Here is an 18,720-nt window from a genome sequence, read left to right as displayed (position 1 = left end):
AAATTAATGAAATTAGAAAATGAACGTTATGTTGTGACTTTTACCACAAAGGGTGGTGAAATCGAAAGCTTTACAGATAAAGAAACAGGAATCCAGTATATGTGGCAGGGAAATCCTGATTTCTGGGGTGGAAAAAATCCTACACTGTTTCCAATCGTAGGAAACACACATTCCGGCGATTATGAAATTGATGGAAAACGCTATGCAATGAAGAACCATGGATTGATTCGTTATGCGACTTTAAAAGATGCATCTACAGAAGATAAAGTTGTTATGACATTAGACAGTGATGAAAATACATTATCACAATATCCTTTCCCTTTCCATTATGAAATTGCATATACCTTAGAAAACAATCGTTTAACAATCGTTTATCATATCACCAATACAGGTGATAAAGATATGCCATTTACCTTTGGCTTACATCCTGGCTTTAACTGCCCGTTAACGCAGGGAGAAGCTTTTGAGGATTATAAGCTGGTGTTCTCTAATCCTGAACATTTACAGCAGCTGGTTTTTGATAAGGATAAAAAGAAACCTTATGAAATCAAAGAAGTGGATGTGACAGAGCTGCCTTGTGATTATGATTTAATTGAAGAATATGCTACTTTGGTTTACAAAGGAGCAAAGAGTGCTTATGTAAGTTTACAGGGTAAGGAACACGGTGTTCGTGTTTCTTTGATTGGCTATCCATATGTGGCATTCTGGACAGCAAAAAAAGGTGCACCATTTATCTGCTTGGAGCCATGGTATGGACATGCGGATTTTAGTGAAGTAAGCGAAGATTTTTATCACAGAGAAGGCACAATGATTTTATCTGCGAATGAAACATTTACTACATCTTACAGTATTGAGGTATTCTAATGGAATTCATCCATGAAGAAAACCGTGTTTATATCAAGGATGAACAAGGGGAGCTGTTGGCGGAAATCACTTTTCCAAAAGAAACTGATCATGTGTGTATCGATCATACATGGGTATCAGAAAAATTACAGGGACAAGGAATTGCTTCCAAGCTGGTTCAGGAAGTTTTAAAGCAATGTAAAGCAGAAAATCTGAAAATACGTGCAACCTGCAGCTATGCGAAAACATGGTTTGAAAAACATCCAAAGGAACAAAACTGGTACTTATAGAATGCTTGTTTATTGCTTTTGAGAAATGGCATATCAGCAAGCAGTAATGGAAATTAAATTTTACAGAGAAATGAATCGCTTGATTTCATACTGTAGAAAAGACAAAATGGATTTTTAGGAAGCTTTCACTTTTCTTTTTATTTCATTGAAAAGGCACGCTTAAAGGGGTATAATAAATATGTGTAATATTAGGAGGAGATTTTGAAATGAAAGTTATCGTAGTTAAAAATTATGACGAAGTCAGCAAAGAAGCATTTAATGTAATGAAGGAAGTTGTTACAGCAAAACCAGAAGCTGTTTTAGGTCTTGCGACTGGATCAAGTCCAATCGGTTTATATGAAAATATGATCAAAGACCACAAAGAAAACGGTACTAGCTATGCAAAATGCCAGTCATTCAACTTGGATGAATATGTAGGAATCGATCGTAATCACTCTCAGTCTTATTGGACATTCATGCATGAAAATTTATTCCATGGCATTGATTTACCAGAAGACAAGATTCACGTACCTTATGGAAGTACTAAAGAAGATTGTGAAGCTTATGAAAAAGCAATGGAAAACGTTAGTGTTGATGTACAGGTATTAGGTATTGGTGGAAACGGACACATTGGTTTCAATGAACCAGGTACTCCATTCACTGAAGAAACACATATCGTTGAATTAACTGAAAAGACTCGTTCAGACAATGCTCGTTTCTTTGAAGATGATATCAATAAAGTTCCTACGCATGCAATCACAATGGGTATCGCAACAATCATGAAGGCTAAGAAAATCTTATTGGTAGCAAGTGGCGCAAACAAAGCTGATGCAGTTGCTGCTATGGTTAACGGACCAGTTAGTGAAGATTGTCCAGCATCTGTACTTCAGAACCACAATGATGTTGTAGTTATCGTTGATGAAGCTGCTGCAGCAAAATTAAAATAACAAAATATCTAAGAAAGTAAGCCTTCGGGTTTACTTTTTTTAGTTTTTCATTATAATGTACCTGTATAGAAAGAGGAAGCGGTATGGCAATAAAATTAATAGCGTTAGATTTAGATGGTACATTACTGACATCACAAAAAACAATTGATGAACAGACAAAACAAAAACTGAAGCAGGCAATGGATGCAGGCATATCTATTGTCATCGCAACAGGCAGAGATAAAGGTGGTATTGATTTTGTCAGTGAGCCATTAGAGCTTGCGACAAGAGGCAAGAATTTTGTGGCAGGTGTCAATGGACAGATCATTTATGATTTTTATCATAAAGAATACAGTGTGGATAAAGTTTTTAATGGACAGGATGCAAAAAAAGTAATGCATTTAGCAAAAAAGATGAATTTTGAATGTATCTGTTGTTGTGGATATGATCACTTTGATTTTATTCGACCATCTTTGAAGTTTATGAAAAAGATGCACAGTATCCTGAAAGGAAAACCAATGGATTATGGTTTTAATCAGGGAAAGCGGCGTTTTATCACGATTCATGATGCGGATTACGAAATCACAAGTGATGTGAATAAATTCGTTTTGATTCAAACTGCTCCATATTTTGAAAAAAATCTGCCTAAAATTCGTGAAGAATTAAAAGACTTTGAAATATTGGCAGTAGGACCAGCATGGATTGAAATCATGCCAAAAGGTGTAAGTAAAGGAAATGCTTTATTGAAGATTGGCAAAGAAAATGGTATTTTACCAGAAGAAATGATGGCTTTTGGTGATGCTGAAAATGATATGAGTATGTTTCAGGCTGTTAAATATGGCATTGCAATGGGAAATGCCATGGAGTCTTTAAAACAAATAGCATATGATGTCACAGATACCAATGAACGTGCTGGCATCGCAAAAGCTTTGGATAAATACATATTTGAAAGAGAAGATGCATAAATCTTCTTTTTTTGAAACATTCTATATCATAGAAAGGTTTTTAAGGTAGAGGGGAGCGTTATATGAAAGAAAGATGCACCATGGATGAAGCGGAACATATCGTAAATACATATGCAGATATGGTATATAAATTTGCTTTATCATTGACAAGAAATAAAGATCAGGCAGATGATGTTTTTCAAAATGTCTTTTTACGCTATAGTAAAACATTGCCAGTGTTTGAAAATGAGGAGCATACGAAAGCGTGGTTTTTTACTGTCACAAGGAATTGCTGTCGCAGTTATTTAACCACAGCCTTTCTAAGGCATCATGTGCCTTTAGAAGTGGATATTCCAGTAGAAAGAAAAGAAGAAAATGCTTTGTATTACTATGTGATGAAACTACCGACAAACTATCGTATGGTGATTCATTTATTTTACTATGAACAGCTAACAACGAAACAGATTGCGGATATCCTGCATAAAAAAGATGCGACCATACGAACATGGTTAAAGCGTGCAAGAGAACAGTTAAAGACGATGCTGGAAGGATGTGATATTGATGAAATCTTATAAAGAAATCAATGATGAGATACAAGCAGCGGAAAGTTTAAAACATAAAACATTGATGAAAATGCAGGAACAAAAGGCACCATCCCATGTATGGCAGAAAACACTTCTGATTGCGACTGCAGCTGTTTTATTGTTTATTATTTTACCGATACAAATGCATCTTGCGACAGATTCAGGAAGCAATACAGCAAACATCCTTTTGGATAACTATATTGTCTATGATCAGTATGATAAATCATTTTCTGGAATTGATGAAGAAAAAGGGGATGCCGCAATTCATACACCTCCATATCCTAATGCAGATAAAACAGGAAGTGCAGATGAATATATCCAGAAAAAAGCTTTACCAAAAGGATTTACTTTAACATTCCAGCAAAAAGATCAGGATAACACGATATATACCTATACCAAAGATCAAAAACATGTGATCATCACACTTACAAATAAGGAAACAAAACTTCACAATACAAAGGCGTATGGAGAGTATCAACTTCAAATCATGTTGATGGATGATTTCTTTACAGCCACTGCTGTAAAAAAAGACCTGACAATTACCATCGAAGGTACGCAGGTCACAAAAGATGAATTCTATACTTTTATACAGGCAATATTAGACAAAGAGAGCGATTAGCTCTCTTTTATGATATCTGCACAATTTGCGTGAATCAATTCTATACAATCTGTTGGCGACATAGCGATTTGATAACCAATCTTTCCACCACTAAACATAATCTGATCAAATAACAAACATGTTTCATGAAAGGTTGTCGTATAAGCTTTTTTCATTCCAATTGGGGAACATCCTCCACGAATATAGCCAGTTACTTTATTAATATCTTTAACATGAATCATTTCTACACTTTTCACGCCAACAGCTTTGGCACATTTTTTTAAATCTAATTCATGTGCAACTGGAACAACAAATACGAAATATTCTTTCGTATTGGAAATTGTAACCAGTGTTTTAAAAACACTTTCCGGATCCTGTTGTAACATATTGGCAACACTGACACCATCGACAGCTTCTTTTCCATGCGCATAAGTAAATACCTCATAAGGAAGTTTTGCCTGATCAAGGATACGCATGGCATTTGTTTTCTGAATTTTCATCCAATCACCTCATGTGACTAAGTATAGCACGTTTTGAAAGGGATGAAAAGATATCAACAAATATAAGATATAGCATAAAAAGCAGCTTTGTTGTATAATGCTGTTTGGGTGATAGAATGGTAAAAATGATCGTAATGGATATGGATGGCACATTATTAAATAGCCATAATCAAATAACAAAGAAAACCAAAGAAATATTATTGGAAGTACAAAAGAAAGGTATTCAGCTGGTTTTAGCCAGTGGGCGCAGCTATATGAAATTACTACCTTATGCCAAAGAACTGCAAATGGATATCTATGGAGGATATTTAGTTGAAGTGAATGGTACAGCAGTATATGATGTGAAAAATAATCAAAGAGAAGTTTTGGCTCAGATGCAGGTAGAACAAATACATGAAATATATGCATATTTTATGCAATATCACGTAGAGATTATCGGACAGTTTGATGATGGGATGTATGACTATATCCCAAAAGATATGATGGAGGAAAAAAAGGCTTATCGTAAACAACATCAATTACCCCAAGATTATCCATGGAGTGCAGGAGCTTTTCATTTTATATTTGATAATCGTAATGGATATCCTAATCTTGTCTATGTGCATGACTACAATGAGATTACACATAGCATCAACAAGGTAAGTGTCACATATCATCCTAAGCAAATGGAAGAAATAACCTATTATGCAAAACGAGATCTTTCTGATCGTTATTGGGTGGGACTTACAAGTCCTCGCTGGCTGGAAATCATGATTCCAAATGTGACCAAAGCAACCGGGCTAGAAAGAGTTGCACAAAAATCAGGGATTTCTTTACAGGATATGATGGCATTTGGTGATGGAGAAAATGATATTGAAATGCTAAAAGAAGTAGGGCTTGGCATCGCAATGGAAAATGCGTTTGCACATGTAAAAGAAATTGCTGATGATGTCACAAGCAGCAATGAAGAGGATGGAATTGCTGTCGCAATAAAAAAATATATCGATTTGTGAGTAAATCACTGAATGTTTTTTGACTCTTGTGTTATACTGATAACGAACACAGGAGGTAATGAACATGAGAATAATCAATGAAAATGAATTTGAAGCAACCATTGCAAATGGTGTTGTATTGGTAGATTTCTTTGCAACATGGTGTGGTCCATGTAAGATGTTAACACCAGTTCTTGAAGAATTATCTGAAGAACTGGCAGGTAAAATAGAAATCGTAAAGGTAGATGTAGATCAAAGTAATAATCTAGCTATGCGTTTTGGTATCATGAGTGTACCAACGATGATGATTTTCAAAAATGGTGAAGCTGTAGGAACTTTACAGGGATATGCACCAAAACAGCAGTTGTTAGGAAAGCTACAACAATATCTATAAGAGGTCATGACGATCTCTTTTTTTTATTGCTTTTCTTTTCTTTGTGTGATAAAGTAACAGAAAAAAATACAGAAAGAAGGGGTTTTTGATGGGAACAATCATCAATGCACTGGCGGTGGTAGCCGGTGGCGTATTTGGTATGGCAATTAAAGGCGGCTTGCCAAAACGTGTCAGTGATTTATTAATGCAGGCTTTAGGTTTATGTACTATGTTTATTGGTATGACGGGAGCAATCAGCGGTATGATGAAAATAGAAGATGGCGTACTTGTTTCTCAGGGAACCATGTTATTGATTGCTTCTTTGGGAATTGGCGCTGTTGTAGGGGAATTATTAGATATTGAGGGAAAAATGGAACAGCTGGCTGAGCGTATCAAAAAGATGGTACATAGTGATGATGATCGCTTTATTGAGGGATTTGTGGCCAATGCATTAGTGATTTGTGTTGGCGCAATGGCAGTTGTTGGTGCTTTACAGGATGGATTAACGCATGATCCCAGTATGTTGATCACAAAGGCAATCTTGGATGGTATCATTTCCATGGTGTTTGCTTCAGCACTGGGAATTGGTGCAATCTTTGCGGCTGTGCCACTATTCGTTTATCAGGGAGGCATCACCTTATTAGCTGGTGTAATCGCTCCATTATTTGATGCCGCATTGATCACAAATTTATCATTTGTAGGCTCTGTTTTAATATTTGGTGTTGGTATCAATTTATTCTTCGGTAAACAGATTCGTATTGGAAATCTGCTTCCAGCTTTATTGATTCCGATTGCTTATGCTATTATCTGTTCATTCTTATAAAAAAATGTGCCGAGGAGTCAGCACATTTTTTCAATTATTATCTTTTATTTTTTAAAGGGAGAAAGTATGAATTTTTGAGGGGAAATTTCATAAGCAAGTCCTTATCTAACTTGCTGACTATAGTATACTAAAAACTTATGGATACAGTTTGTGGTAATTATGTTATATTGTGTGTAGTTTTTGACAAATTTGTGAAAGTTGACGAAAAGGGATATATCAAGAGCAATTTGTCATTATCGCCATATTGGAAATCAGTATCTATTTGATATTTCGTAAAATTTTAAAACAGTATTGTGTAGCACAACGCAAAAAAAATATCCGAGGGGAGGGATATTTTTTTTGAATTATATTTTTATTTGAAAGGGAGAAAGTATGATTTTTTTTGAGGGGGAAATATCATACCAGCAAGTTCTTATCCAACTTGCTGACTACAGTATATCAAATAGTTATAGAATAAGTTTGTGGCAATTATGTTAGATTATGTTATTTTACACTAACACATAACCCTATACATATGATGAATATGTTATACAGCATAAAAACAAAAGAAGCACCAGAGGGGTAAGTGTGCTTCTTTTGCCAAGAATTAATTTCTTTGAAAGGAAAAAAGTATGAATTTTTGAGGGGAAATGTTCATACTAGCAAGTTTTCAAACTTGCTGAAAATAGTATAACTAAAACTTGTCGCACAAGTTTCGAAAAATCATGTAGAATTGTGTGATAGCATTTGTTATAATGAACCCTGTAAAGTGAAGGTGATATAATGCAGTTTTTAAATTTAAATGAAGAAGAAGTCTTAGCAGCCGCAAAGCAGGCATATCCACAAAATTATATTGAATATGATCACACAGACTTTTATGTACGCGATATCGCAAAAGGTACAATTCATATTGATGATGTAGATTATCCATTATATGTCAGTACGAATTATGTGTATGAAGATCATGTGATCAATGGAAATGATACTCGCTTCAAATCTAAGTTGAGTGTCATCACATTAAAAAAAGATGCTTATGATGTCGTGTATGACAGCTTTGGTAAATATTTTGTGGCATATAAAGAAGATACGATAAAATTTGTACCTTATGAAGATTTTTATGATATGCTCAAGGATCACATTCATGTGGAAAAAGAAAAAAGTGAATCCTGACACCATTCGACAAATTTCTACTTCTTTATGCGGTATGATATAGCAGGCAGATGAAAACTGCTGATACGTTAATATCCCCTAACAATCCCTTTAATTAACGTATTCTATTCTATCCCCTATATTAATAATATTTGGAAATTGATCGCAGAATGTAACGTTTTGCGATCAATTTTCTTTTTGTTATCGTAAATTATAAGATTTAAGGATTTTTTCATATTTGATTCGTTATACTATAGTCACACAAGAAAGGTGGAGATAGAAATGTTATGGAATATATTAAAGAAAGATTTCATAAAACGGAAAAGTATTAATTTGATTCTGTTTTTATTTATCATATTAGCTACGTTGTTTTTATGCAGCAGTGTGAACAATATCAAGGTCACTTCTTCTGCTTTATCTTATTATGTAAATAAGGCAAAAGTACCCGATATCAATTTTATTACGAATACAGATAAAGATCGTAAGGAAATAGAAACATATTTAGAGAAGAAAAAAGAGGAGGGTACCATTGAACGATATGCTAGAAATCATTTTATTGTTTTGAACAGTAAAGATTTAAAAGCTGAAAGAGATGGTAAAACAGTTGAAATAGCTGATTCTCGTGGCAGTTTATATGTTTCTGCGCTGGATGTTGACTTTGTATTAGCGTTTGATCAAAAAGGCAATCCTTTAGAATTAAAAGATAATGAAATTGGCTTATCGCATGCCTTTATGAAGAAGAATAACCTTCAATTAGGAGATACCTTAATTTTAAAAGGTGAAAAGCTGATCATCACACAAGAAGTAAAAGATGCTGCTTTTGGAAGTGATATAGTGGGAATGACCAGATTTCTGGTGAGTGAAAATACCTTTAAGAAAATGGAACCATCTTTTCAGAAATTACGCTTATATTATGTTGATGCGCATGATCCTTCCATCATTTTAAAAGAATTAAAAGATATTAGTATTCCTTCCATCATCAATATCGTGGAAAAGGGAACCTACGCTATGGCATATAGTTTTGATATGATGACAGCTGCATTATTTATCGCTATTGGCATATGTTTCATTTTGATTTCGTTATTAGTACTTCGATTCACACTGGTATTCACCATGGAGGAGCAGTATCAGGAAATAGGTATTTTAAAGGTAATAGGTTTAAGAGATCTTGCCATAAAGAAATTATATCTGATGAAATATTTTGTAATTGTATCCATTGGCGCATGTATTGGACTTATGCTCAGTATTCCTTTAAGTTCCGTCATGATAGAAAGTGTCAGTGAAAATATGCTAATGGAAAGCAGTGAGGCTAATTTTGGTATCAATGTTTTATGTGCTGCTGGCATTGTCTTATTGGTTTTGGCTTTCTGTTACTTCTGTACAAGAAAACTGCATAAGATTTCAGCAATCACGGCCATACGTGGTGGACAAAGTGGAGAGCGTTTTCATGATGATAAATGTTTTTCTTTATCAAAATGTAAGCATTTGCCATTACCTGTATATTTAGGAATGCATGACATCGTAACACATGTAAAACGATATGCTGTATTGATTATCACTTTCTGTATTAGCTTTATATTAATCACAATTCCTTTAAACACTGTAAATACAATGCGAAGTGATGAAATGTCAAAACGATTTACACTTGATCCTTCCTCTAACATTATTGTAAAACAATTTGAACAGGATCAAAAACCAGTCAATATCACAGAATTGAAAAAAGATATGGATATGTTTAAAGAACAATTGAATCAAAAAGGATATAAAGCACAGATGAGTGCTGTACCACTTTACTTCATTCGATATGGAAAAACGGACGCATTTAAACACAGTTATTTAAGTATTCAGCTAGTTGGGGATCGTACCTCCTATTTAGAATATGAAGAAGGAAATGCACCAGAATTAGAAAATGAAGTTGCTTTTTCAAAAAAAGCAATGGAAGATGAAGGCTGGGTCATTGGTGATCAAATCATTGCTAATATCAATGGGGTAGATAGAAAAATGTTGATTAGCGGGGTGTTCAGCGATTATATGCAAATGGGAAGCAGCGCCCGTTTGAGTCCTGTTATAAATTGTGACAAAGAAACATTATTTGATTATTGGAATGCGCAGCTTTATATTGATTCAGATTTATCCGATGCAAAATTATTAAGTGAACTGCAAAAAGCCTTTCCTCATCAGGATTTCATGAATGCACAGACCTTTATCAATCAGAATATCGGAGGGATTCAGGATGCTTTAGATCAAATGCTGATTCCCATGACAGCGATGTTATGTGCTGTGATCATGTTGATCACCTTCCTGATGGAGAAGTTGTTTATCGCAAGAGAAAAAGGTGAAATCGCAATGATGAAAAGCATAGGAATCCCTTATAAAACAATTCGCTTATGGCAGTTAACACGTATGGTATTTGTGGCATTATGTTCTATGTTGATCGCAATACCGTTATCCTATATCAGTAATCAGTTTATTTTAAAGCCGATCTTTGCTGTGATGGGTGCTGAAGTTAAGATTCAGGTAGATGCTTTACAAGCTTATGGAGGTTATCCTGGTGTCTTATTGATTGGAATTATTATCGCAACATTAGTGGCAACTTATCAAATCAAACGAATTGATATCAAAGAAATGAACAATCTGGAATAGGAGGAGAAGAAAGATGAAGGAATTAGCAGTTACGAATTTATGTAAAACCTATATTGTGAATAAACGACAAAATAATGTATTGCGCAATGTGAATTTAAGTATCCATGAAGGAGAAATGGTCGCAATTATGGGACCAAGTGGTTCAGGCAAAACCACACTTCTCTATACTATTTCCGGTATGGATGAAGCAAGTGCTGGCAGTGTAGATTTTTTTGGGAAAGAATTATTTCATTTAAAACCAAATGAGATGAGTGATCTTCGCTTAAAAGAAATGGGATTTGTATTTCAACAAATGTATATGCTGAAAAATTTATCACTCTATGATAATATTATATTACCAGCTTATCAAAGTCCGGAAGGTAAAAGCAAAAAGGGAAGATTACAGATTCAACAGCGTGCCAAAATGCTTATGCAAAAACTGCATATCGCCGATGTAAGTGATAATGGCGTAAATGAAGTATCCGGTGGACAACTACAGCGTGCTTGTATCGCAAGAGCTTTGATTAATCAGCCAAAAATCATTTTCGCTGATGAACCTACAGGTGCATTAAACAAACAGAATTCTATAGAAGTAATGGAAGAATTAGCCAATATCAACAAGGATGGCACAAGTATTTTACTGGTCACACACGATATGAAAGTCGCAAGTAAATGCGAACGAGTTTTATATATCGAAGATGGGGATATCAAAGAGGAAATCCAATTGGGAAAATGGCAAACAGGCTGTGATGGATTAAGCAGGGAAAGAAAATTGAATGAATGGTTATTGAAATTGGGATGGTAATATGGACACAATCGTATTTATTGAAGATCAAATAGAGCTTGCGGAATTAATTATCGCCTTTCTGAATAAGAAAGGCTTTTCCCTGTGTCATTTTGTAAATGCTGCCTCAGCTTACACATGGATAGAAACCCATGAAGCTTCTTTGATCCTGTTAGATATCATGCTGCCGGATATGGATGGCTTTGCGTTTATGAAAAAACTGCGTCATCAATTTGATATTCCCGTAATCATCATGAGTGCTAGAAGTGAAAAATCAGATCAGCTGCTAGGTTTTGAATTAGGTGCGGATGATTATATCCCAAAACCAGTTGATCCTGATATCCTGTGTGCCAAAATTCATGCAATCAAGGCGAGAACAACACATATTGCACATCAAAATCAAATCATATCCAATGATATCAAAATTGATATCGCAGCTCATATCGCTTATCTAAAAGATCAGCGCTTAGATTTAAATGCCAAAGAATTTGAATTATTGACGTTGTTTGTAAAAAATGAAGGAAGAATCCTTCAAAAAGAGTATCTGTTTAATGAAATCTGGGGGATGGACAGTGAAAGTGAAAATCAAACGCTGACGGTCCATGTGAAAATGTTAAGATCAAAAATTGAAGAGGATCCCAGAAAGCCCAAACGAATCATCACCGTATGGGGAGTAGGATATCGTTATGAGAAAATTTAATCTGTTCCTACCGGTTTCTATCCTGATATATATGATTTGTGCCATCGTTGTGGGATATCATATGGTACATTTACAACAAACATCCTCTTATGCTTATCGCATCGAAGTCAATCGTATCATGGAGGAGCTACAAGCAGGAAAAACGATCGATGAGCTTAATATAAAAGCATATCAAACCATAACAGCTGTCACATATTTAGACGCAAACGATAAACAAACAACACAAATGGTTTCCTTTTATGAAGATAAAGATACCCCTTATGTGATTATGCCGTGGATGAAGGATGGTCAAATAGAAGGATATCTTCGTTTTGATTATCATATCCAGAAAAGCCAAAAGCATATTTTCCTGATTGTGGAAGGGATTTTATTCATTGTGGAGGTCTTTGTTTTTACTTTACTATGGTATTTGAAAAAACATTTGATCAAGCCATTTCAACGATTGAGTACACTACCGGAAAGTTTTGCGAAAGGGCATTATAAATCAAGCATCAAAGTAGAAAAAAGTCGCTATCTACAACGTTTCCTATGGGGCATGAGTCAGATGCAGGATAGCCTTGATACATCAAGAAAACGGCAGATCGAATTATTAAAGGAAAAGAAACAGATGCATTTATCTTTATCACATGATATCAAGACACCGTTAAACCTGATCAAGCTGTATTGTAAGGCATTAAAGGAACATGTATATGAATCGTATGATCAACAAGCACAGATTTATGATAAAATTGATGATAAATGTAATGAAATAGAGCGTTATGTAAATGAAATTATGAAAACATCAAGAGAAAATATTCTGGATCTACAGGTAGAAAAAGGTGAATTTTATCTATATGATTTAATGAAAAGAGTTTTAGATACATACAAAGAACAATGTGTGCTTCGCCAAATCGAACTATATGTTGGGCCATGCGAGAACCGTTTATTATATGGTGATATAGATCGCAGTCAGGAGATATTTGAAAATCTGTTTGAAAATGCTTTTAAGTATGGAGATGGCAGACTTATCGAAATCACATTTTATGAAGAAGATGGATGTCAGCTGATACGTGTATTTAATACAGGACAGGTCTTGGAAGAACGTGAACTTGTGCATCTGTTTGAAAGCTTTTATCGTGGCAGCAATGCACAACACCAAAACGGCAATGGGCTAGGCTTATATATTGCTCAAACATTGATGCGGAAAATGGAAGGTGAAATTTTCGTTCAACAGGAAAAAGATGGCATGGCATTTATCATGGTTTTCCATTAAATTCGTTTGATGATTTTTGATGGAACAGCTTTCATTTCAACTTTTTGTAAGAAACCAAAAAATATGGGTATTCTTTTGTATGGAAGGCATAAATTTGCATTGACGTTTGATATTACGTATGGTACACTTAGTAAGTTATTACGATACATAATGATAGAAAGAAGGTAACAATGACACTATTTAATGAGTTAAACATCAGCAGCGAAGTCATGAAGGCTGTTGAAGAAATGGGATATGAAAATGCAACCGACATTCAGGCACAATCCATTCCAATGATTATGGAAGGTAAGGATGTGCTGGGTCGTTCCAATACAGGAACAGGTAAAACAGCAGCATTCGGTATCCCAGCCATCGAAATGGTAGAAGCGGGAAGTAAATATCCAAATGCAATGATTATCTGTCCAACCAGAGAGCTGGTAACACAGGTCGCAACCGAATTAAGAAAGTTTTCAAAGTACAAGGAAGGTGTAAAAATCGTTCCTATTTATGGTGGTCAGCCAATTGATTCACAGATCAAACTGTTAAAAAGAGGATGTGGAATCGTTGTTGGTACACCAGGAAGAATCATGGATCATTTACGTAGAAAAACACTTCGTTTAAATGATACACGCATGGTAATCTTAGATGAAGCAGATGAAATGCTGAACATGGGATTTAAAGAAGATATCGAAGAAATCTTAAGCAGTATGCCTGCAGAAAATGAACACCAGACAATTTTATTCTCTGCAACATGGCCTGCGGATATTTTGAAAATCACAGAGCAGTTTCAGAAAAATCCTGTACGTGTAGAAATTAAATCTTCACAACGTACAATCGATACGGTAGAACAGCTGTATTATGATGTACCAAGAGGTAAAAAAGCCAATGCTCTTCGTGTATTGTTAAATCACTATGATCCAGATCTTTGTATGATTTTCTGTAATACAAAGAAAATGGTAGATGATTTATGTACAGAATTAAATAAACATGATATCAAAGCTTTATCGTTACATGGGGACATGAAGCAGGAATTCAGAACACGTGTTATGGATCAGTTTAGAAATGGCGGAGCTTCCATTTTGATTGCGACAGATGTTGCAGCACGTGGTATTGATGTGGATGATATTGATCTTGTGGTAAACTTTGATTTACCTCAGGATAATGAATACTATATTCACCGTGTAGGAAGAACTGGCCGTGCTGGTAAAAAAGGTCTTGCCATTACGCTTGTCAGTGGTGGAAAACAGCGTGGTGGTATCAAAGATATCATTCGTTATACAAAGACAAATATTACACGTCATGCACTTCCAACGTCAGCTCAGATGATCGAAGCGAATCGTACTGCCTTTATTCAAACAGTAAAAGAAGCATGTGATGAAGGTATTACTGAAGAAAGCATGGAAATTGCAAATGAATTGATCGCAGAAGGTATTGCATTAGAAAATATTATTTCAGCATTGATTTCTATGACATATAAAAATGAAATCATTGATATTGAAGCAGATGAAGATGTAAAACGTTATGCATCTGATTTCGATGCGATTACTTTAAAATTCAGTATTGGACGTAATGCAGGGGTAAAACCTGGCAATATCGTTGCGGCAATCATTGAAGAATGTAGTATTTCTGGCAAAGCAATCGGTAGAATTGATGTACGCAAAGATTTCACATTGGTTGATGTAGAAGCTGATAAAGTAGATACTGTATTAAACAACATGCAAAGAAGCCACATTCGTGGAGAAGAAGTCATGGTTGAAATCGACAGTGCACCAAAACGTAAGAATAGAAAAGATGGCGGACGTCGTGATGGTGGCCGTGATCGCGATGGTGGAAATAGATCACGTTCAAAAGGCGGAGATCGAAGAGATCGTGGAAATGATCGTAAAGGTTCTTCAAAAGATGGTGGACGCAGTAATCGTGGGGGAGGTAGAAGAAATTCTACAAACCATGATAAAAGCGTAAGAAAATCTGGAAAAAAAGTTAAATAAGTATAGAGTCAGTCAATAAAGACTGGCTTTTTTTGTAAAAGAAAAGGATTGATTAATCCTTTTCTCTTGGCTCTTTAAATGTAACAGTTCGATGTGGATAAGGAAAGTCAATGCCTTCTTTATCAAAACGTTTCTTGATTGCTAATCGCAAATCACACAACATCGCAAACCCTTGGGCATTGCTTTGTGAATACACAGTAGCCCGTAGGGTAATGGAAGAATCATTAAAGCTGGTTAAACGGATCACGACTTCTTCTGTATGATTCGCCTTGTCTTGTTCACTTCTTCCATCCTGATAATCAGGATGTTTTTTAATTTCTTCCCGTATGATTTCCATTGCACGATCAATATCACTTTCATAGCTGATATCTAATGTTAAGAAATTGGCTTTAGCATTGTTATTTAAGCTGACATTTTCTAATACAGCTTTGTTCATGGTACTGTTTGGTATAATGACTTTTGTGTTTTCATATGTCTGAATAACTGTATCACGAAGGGAGATATCCACAACATATCCTTCATATTCACCATTATTTACCTTTACTAGATCTCCGATTTTAAAAGGTTTAAAGGTGGTAATCAATATACCATTCACAAAATTTCCCATGGATTCCTGAGCCGCAAAACCTAAGACAACGGCGATGATTCCAGCAGATCCCCAGACCTTGCCCAAAACATCATTGAAAGGTGTTAACAAAGATAAACAGGCATATATCGCAATCGTATATAATGTGATTTTCACGATACGATTCACAAATTTCGCATTTACCTTGACATGCTTTTGAATATAGCGGGTACAAAGACGGCGTAAGAAATAGGCGATCAATAGAAACATGAGCATATTAACAATTGTTTCTATCAGGCCATATTTTAACCAGGTGCCTTTACCCAGTTCATTGATGGTTTTTAAAATGTCCAAATTTATCACTCCTCGTATCCATATTATACATATAATTTTCAAAAATATATAGAGAAATAAGTGGAATTATGTGATATTATTGATATAAAAATTTTTTTAGATATAATAAACTTGATAAGAAGGTGAAGCACACGTGAACGTTAAAAGTAAGGTATTGAAAATCAGAAATCTTCCTTGTGACGGAAAGAAACTTGATACGATTTCCAGTAAGCCATATGGATTTATATGTGTCTTATTGATTGCTGGAATTATTTTGTTATGTTCAAATTATTATTTAGTCGGTTGTGTGATTACCATCTTTTCCGCATATTACTTATTTTTTGTGAAAAATATCAAGCTTGTGGAGTTCTTTGACCGCTATGCTTTGTTTTATATGAATAATGGGAAAGATGAATGTTTCGTGTTATTCTGGGAGGATGTAGACCATTGGGAATTTTCTAAGTGTAAAAATGATCTGGATTCTTTGACGATCACTTTAAAGAATCATCAAAGTGTGAGTATCAAATGTGTATCAAGAAAGAAAATCGAAAAATATTTGACGGAATGTACGACACAAAAAGATACATGTCAAATTCATAAGCAGCATGCATGAAACGCTGCTTTTTTTATGAAATTGATTTTCCTTTCGCAATCTAGTATAATACATCATGTTTCCAACAAAAATTAAAGGAGAGCTTATGAACGAATTAAAATCAATTATACAAGATATGAAACAACAGATGCCACATGCTTTCTTGAAGCTGTTTTTCTGGCTGTTGTTTATAAAAGTTGTGAATATGGCAGTATCTGATATATTCCATATGATCATAGACACCCAAAGCAATCTTTATCTGATTGTGAATTTTGTGACTTCATTTATTTTGGTAGCATGTTCAAACACGGTAATGTTTCTGTTTATTAAAACAATACGAAAAGAAAGCTTCCATTTGCAGGATATTATCTGTTCCGCAAAAATGCTGTTTTACCATGTAATCACTGCTTTGGTATTATCCATACTTCAATCAATCATGCAAATGATTGCGGTCATGTTTGCCTTTATTCCCATGCTTGCGATTGTGGTTATGATGCTGATTCAGGCAATCTTTCTATATTGGAATGCCCTTGTGGCTTATGCCATCTATGATCAAAACAAATCTTTAAAGGATTATTTTGGTGGGGCATGCCGTATGATGCTTGTGAATTATAAATTGATTCTCTTCATCAGTATTCCTTATATATGCATATGTATATTGACCCAGCAGTTAGGAATCTCTTTGTATCAGAGCGTTTTTTCAAACGTGGAGAACTTTGACTGGATCATTACATCGTTGATGGCCGCAAAAGGGCAATGGGGAACGATTTTACTTACATATATCTGTTTCCATGGTCTTCAGATTCTTATCATTACAGCTTTATTTATGGTGATTGCGAACTTATATGATCGCTATGCTGCTATCTATATGCCTAATCAACAGCCATTATTAGGAAGAAGGGATAAAAAATGATACGTGATTTTTTAGAAATGATGAACAACGGCGGTAAGCTGAAAAAGAATATCGTTTTGATGATTCTTTGTTGTATCATATATGCCCTGGCATATCAATTACTATCAAAAGTACTTTATCAACAAGAGCATGTCTTATTGATTTATGGCTTTGCCTATATATTGACATTACTTGCTTCTATGATTCCTGCGTTTTTGTCTTTGCGTGTATTACATGATAAGCGACGTGAGAAACAAATGAATCTGAAAATATGTATACTGCCTTTTCTTGGGATACAAAGCATTTTATATATCATCATGTGTGTATTAGGCTATGCTTCTTTCTCACTTGCGATGAGCGCAACTACGGGTATCCTTGCTTATCTAGTCAACGTCTTATTGATGCTTGCCTGTTTATTCTATATACCTGTACAGCTGTTTTCCTTCTTACAAATGGAAGAGGAAAGAAATGTGGTCAAGATATTAAAAAACAGTTTGATCACCATATGGAAACATTATCAATCTGTTTTCTACAGCTGTCTGATTGTTGGTCTGCTGTTTATTGGATATCGTTATTTTATGCAGACGATGTTTTCAATGCAGGGTGGTGTGGCATTATTTGATTTGCCAATGGAACTATTAAATCGCTGGTATCCATTCTTAGACAGTGTGGTTTATCTGTTTCATGCATTGGAAAATGCCTCCTTGTGGCTGCCGTTTTTATTCTCTGTGATCTTTGGTATATGCTTATGCAATGCCTATATCATTCTGCTTTATGTCAATGCATGTATCCATGATGGAGAAATACGCGTATAATATATGTAAAAGGGTGATGTATATGAATGAACTGCGAATACCGCTGGTATGTAGATTTCAGGTAAACGATATGATCATTATCGTTTCTATAACATTGATCAAACAGGGAAATAGTCCCTTTATCCTTATGCAGATTGAGCCTTTATTTAACTAAAGGCTTTTTATTTTGTCTGAATCGGTCACAATTCTGGTGTAGGCTCATATACTGAAATGTATAAGAAATGTGCTTATATAAGAAG

21 protein-coding genes are annotated in these 18,720 nt (G+C 35.0%); 19 read left to right on the top strand and 2 right to left on the bottom strand.

What is annotated here, in order from left to right:
• Nucleotides 1-6: 6 nt before the first annotated feature.
• The 6 genes from DW114_RS05440 (at nt 7) to DW114_RS05415 (ending at nt 4,185) form a co-directional block, all read left to right on the top strand.
• Nucleotides 7-864: an aldose 1-epimerase family protein gene (locus tag DW114_RS05440; protein ID WP_117452774.1), complete on the top strand. Its 858-nt coding sequence runs from the start codon at nt 7-9 to the stop codon at nt 862-864.
• The gene (locus DW114_RS05435) at nt 864-1,133 is read left to right on the top strand and encodes a GNAT family N-acetyltransferase (protein ID WP_117452773.1); all 270 of its coding nucleotides are present in this window, start codon (nt 864-866) and stop codon (nt 1,131-1,133) included. The genes DW114_RS05440 and DW114_RS05435 overlap by 1 nt, the downstream gene beginning before the upstream one ends.
• Nucleotides 1,134-1,339: 206 nt before the next feature.
• Complete coding sequence (gene nagB, locus DW114_RS05430; RefSeq protein ID WP_117452772.1) at nt 1,340-2,059, top strand: glucosamine-6-phosphate deaminase; 720 nt, start codon at nt 1,340-1,342, stop codon at nt 2,057-2,059.
• 83 nt (nt 2,060-2,142) lie between these two features.
• Complete coding sequence (locus DW114_RS05425) at nt 2,143-3,003, top strand: HAD family hydrolase (RefSeq protein WP_117452771.1); 861 nt, start codon at nt 2,143-2,145, stop codon at nt 3,001-3,003.
• A gap of 62 nt (nt 3,004-3,065) precedes the next feature.
• The gene (locus DW114_RS05420; protein ID WP_117452770.1) at nt 3,066-3,557 is read left to right on the top strand and encodes an RNA polymerase sigma factor; all 492 of its coding nucleotides are present in this window, start codon (nt 3,066-3,068) and stop codon (nt 3,555-3,557) included.
• The gene (locus DW114_RS05415; protein WP_117452769.1) at nt 3,544-4,185 is read left to right on the top strand and encodes a hypothetical protein; all 642 of its coding nucleotides are present in this window, start codon (nt 3,544-3,546) and stop codon (nt 4,183-4,185) included. The genes DW114_RS05420 and DW114_RS05415 overlap by 14 nt, the downstream gene beginning before the upstream one ends.
• Here the strand turns inward: DW114_RS05415 and ybaK are convergent.
• Entirely contained in the window at nt 4,182-4,664 is a 483-nt protein-coding gene (gene ybaK / locus DW114_RS05410) for a Cys-tRNA(Pro) deacylase (protein ID WP_117452768.1), read from the bottom strand. The two genes, DW114_RS05415 and ybaK, sit on opposite strands and share 4 nt — an antisense overlap.
• Before the next feature lie 116 nt (nt 4,665-4,780).
• Here ybaK and DW114_RS05405 point away from each other — a divergent pair, with 116 nt between their 5' ends.
• The 9 genes from DW114_RS05405 to DW114_RS05365 all read left to right on the top strand — a co-directional run bounded on the left by DW114_RS05405 (nt 4,781) and on the right by DW114_RS05365 (nt 15,284).
• The gene (locus tag DW114_RS05405) at nt 4,781-5,656 is read left to right on the top strand and encodes an HAD family hydrolase (RefSeq protein WP_117452767.1); all 876 of its coding nucleotides are present in this window, start codon (nt 4,781-4,783) and stop codon (nt 5,654-5,656) included.
• 64 nt (nt 5,657-5,720) lie between these two features.
• Entirely contained in the window at nt 5,721-6,029 is a 309-nt protein-coding gene (gene trxA / locus DW114_RS05400) for a thioredoxin (protein ID WP_117452766.1), read from the top strand.
• A gap of 88 nt (nt 6,030-6,117) precedes the next feature.
• Nucleotides 6,118-6,831: a DUF554 domain-containing protein gene (locus DW114_RS05395; RefSeq protein WP_117452765.1), complete on the top strand. Its 714-nt coding sequence runs from the start codon at nt 6,118-6,120 to the stop codon at nt 6,829-6,831.
• A gap of 762 nt (nt 6,832-7,593) precedes the next feature.
• A complete protein-coding gene (locus DW114_RS05390) occupies nt 7,594-7,980 on the top strand; it encodes a hypothetical protein (RefSeq protein WP_233509531.1) in 387 nt (128 codons plus the stop codon).
• A gap of 261 nt (nt 7,981-8,241) precedes the next feature.
• Nucleotides 8,242-10,602 (top strand): ABC transporter permease, encoded by a 2,361-nt coding sequence (locus DW114_RS05385; protein WP_117452763.1) that lies wholly within the window; start codon nt 8,242-8,244, stop codon nt 10,600-10,602.
• Nucleotides 10,603-10,615: 13 nt separating this feature from the next.
• Nucleotides 10,616-11,386 carry an ABC transporter ATP-binding protein gene (locus tag DW114_RS05380; protein WP_117452762.1) on the top strand — a complete coding sequence of 257 codons (771 nt, stop codon included), beginning with the start codon at nt 10,616-10,618 and terminating at the stop codon, nt 11,384-11,386.
• 1 nt (nt 11,387) lies between these two features.
• Complete coding sequence (locus DW114_RS05375; protein WP_117452761.1) at nt 11,388-12,065, top strand: response regulator transcription factor; 678 nt, start codon at nt 11,388-11,390, stop codon at nt 12,063-12,065.
• On the top strand, nt 12,052-13,317 hold the full coding sequence (locus DW114_RS05370) for a sensor histidine kinase (RefSeq protein WP_117452760.1): 1,266 nt from the start codon (nt 12,052-12,054) through the stop codon (nt 13,315-13,317). The genes DW114_RS05375 and DW114_RS05370 overlap by 14 nt, the downstream gene beginning before the upstream one ends.
• A 170-nt stretch (nt 13,318-13,487) precedes the next feature.
• Nucleotides 13,488-15,284 (top strand): DEAD/DEAH box helicase, encoded by a 1,797-nt coding sequence (locus DW114_RS05365; RefSeq protein WP_117452759.1) that lies wholly within the window; start codon nt 13,488-13,490, stop codon nt 15,282-15,284.
• A 52-nt stretch (nt 15,285-15,336) separates the two neighbouring features.
• On the opposite strand, the gene DW114_RS05360 is transcribed toward DW114_RS05365, so the two are convergent.
• Nucleotides 15,337-16,203 (bottom strand): mechanosensitive ion channel family protein, encoded by an 867-nt coding sequence (locus tag DW114_RS05360; RefSeq protein WP_233509530.1) that lies wholly within the window; start codon nt 16,201-16,203, stop codon nt 15,337-15,339.
• Between the two features lie 133 nt (nt 16,204-16,336).
• On the opposite strand from DW114_RS05360, the gene DW114_RS05355 reads away from it, so the two are divergent.
• The 4 genes from DW114_RS05355 to DW114_RS21955 all read left to right on the top strand — a co-directional run bounded on the left by DW114_RS05355 (nt 16,337) and on the right by DW114_RS21955 (nt 18,635).
• The gene (locus DW114_RS05355; RefSeq protein ID WP_117452758.1) at nt 16,337-16,795 is read left to right on the top strand and encodes a hypothetical protein; all 459 of its coding nucleotides are present in this window, start codon (nt 16,337-16,339) and stop codon (nt 16,793-16,795) included.
• A gap of 85 nt (nt 16,796-16,880) precedes the next feature.
• Nucleotides 16,881-17,687, top strand: a complete 807-nt coding sequence (locus DW114_RS05350; protein WP_117452757.1) for a hypothetical protein — start codon at nt 16,881-16,883, stop codon at nt 17,685-17,687.
• Nucleotides 17,684-18,481 carry a hypothetical protein gene (locus DW114_RS05345; RefSeq protein ID WP_117452756.1) on the top strand — a complete coding sequence of 266 codons (798 nt, stop codon included), beginning with the start codon at nt 17,684-17,686 and terminating at the stop codon, nt 18,479-18,481. The genes DW114_RS05350 and DW114_RS05345 overlap by 4 nt, the downstream gene beginning before the upstream one ends.
• A gap of 22 nt (nt 18,482-18,503) precedes the next feature.
• The gene (locus DW114_RS21955; protein WP_255411893.1) at nt 18,504-18,635 is read left to right on the top strand and encodes a hypothetical protein; all 132 of its coding nucleotides are present in this window, start codon (nt 18,504-18,506) and stop codon (nt 18,633-18,635) included.
• The last annotated feature ends 85 nt before the right edge of the window (nt 18,636-18,720 follow it).

Origin of the sequence: Absiella sp. AM09-50, from assembly GCF_003433845.1 — a bacterium.
GTDB classification, from domain to species: Bacteria; Bacillota_I; Bacilli_A; order Erysipelotrichales; family Erysipelotrichaceae; genus Hoskinsella; species Hoskinsella hominis.
This window is presented reverse-complemented; position numbering and strand designations above follow the sequence as displayed.

Excerpts from the sequence above, each read along its gene's own strand:
- DW114_RS05440 (WP_117452774.1), top strand. The coding sequence starts at position 7 with ATGAAATTAGAAAATGAACGTTATGTTGTGACTTTTACCACAAAGGGT.
- DW114_RS05435 (WP_117452773.1), top strand. The coding sequence starts at position 864 with ATGGAATTCATCCATGAAGAAAACCGTGTTTATATCAAGGATGAACAA.
- nagB (WP_117452772.1), top strand. The coding sequence starts at position 1,340 with ATGAAAGTTATCGTAGTTAAAAATTATGACGAAGTCAGCAAAGAAGCA.
- DW114_RS05425 (WP_117452771.1), top strand. The coding sequence starts at position 2,143 with ATGGCAATAAAATTAATAGCGTTAGATTTAGATGGTACATTACTGACA.
- DW114_RS05420 (WP_117452770.1), top strand. The coding sequence starts at position 3,066 with ATGAAAGAAAGATGCACCATGGATGAAGCGGAACATATCGTAAATACA.
- DW114_RS05415 (WP_117452769.1), top strand. The coding sequence starts at position 3,544 with ATGAAATCTTATAAAGAAATCAATGATGAGATACAAGCAGCGGAAAGT.
- ybaK (WP_117452768.1), bottom strand. The coding sequence starts at position 4,664 with ATGAAAATTCAGAAAACAAATGCCATGCGTATCCTTGATCAGGCAAAA.
- DW114_RS05405 (WP_117452767.1), top strand. The coding sequence starts at position 4,781 with ATGGTAAAAATGATCGTAATGGATATGGATGGCACATTATTAAATAGC.
- trxA (WP_117452766.1), top strand. The coding sequence starts at position 5,721 with ATGAGAATAATCAATGAAAATGAATTTGAAGCAACCATTGCAAATGGT.
- DW114_RS05395 (WP_117452765.1), top strand. The coding sequence starts at position 6,118 with ATGGGAACAATCATCAATGCACTGGCGGTGGTAGCCGGTGGCGTATTT.
- DW114_RS05390 (WP_233509531.1), top strand. The coding sequence starts at position 7,594 with ATGCAGTTTTTAAATTTAAATGAAGAAGAAGTCTTAGCAGCCGCAAAG.
- DW114_RS05385 (WP_117452763.1), top strand. The coding sequence starts at position 8,242 with ATGTTATGGAATATATTAAAGAAAGATTTCATAAAACGGAAAAGTATT.
- DW114_RS05380 (WP_117452762.1), top strand. The coding sequence starts at position 10,616 with ATGAAGGAATTAGCAGTTACGAATTTATGTAAAACCTATATTGTGAAT.
- DW114_RS05375 (WP_117452761.1), top strand. The coding sequence starts at position 11,388 with ATGGACACAATCGTATTTATTGAAGATCAAATAGAGCTTGCGGAATTA.
- DW114_RS05370 (WP_117452760.1), top strand. The coding sequence starts at position 12,052 with ATGAGAAAATTTAATCTGTTCCTACCGGTTTCTATCCTGATATATATG.
- DW114_RS05365 (WP_117452759.1), top strand. The coding sequence starts at position 13,488 with ATGACACTATTTAATGAGTTAAACATCAGCAGCGAAGTCATGAAGGCT.
- DW114_RS05350 (WP_117452757.1), top strand. The coding sequence starts at position 16,881 with ATGAACGAATTAAAATCAATTATACAAGATATGAAACAACAGATGCCA.
- DW114_RS05345 (WP_117452756.1), top strand. The coding sequence starts at position 17,684 with ATGATACGTGATTTTTTAGAAATGATGAACAACGGCGGTAAGCTGAAA.
- DW114_RS21955 (WP_255411893.1), top strand. The coding sequence starts at position 18,504 with ATGAATGAACTGCGAATACCGCTGGTATGTAGATTTCAGGTAAACGAT.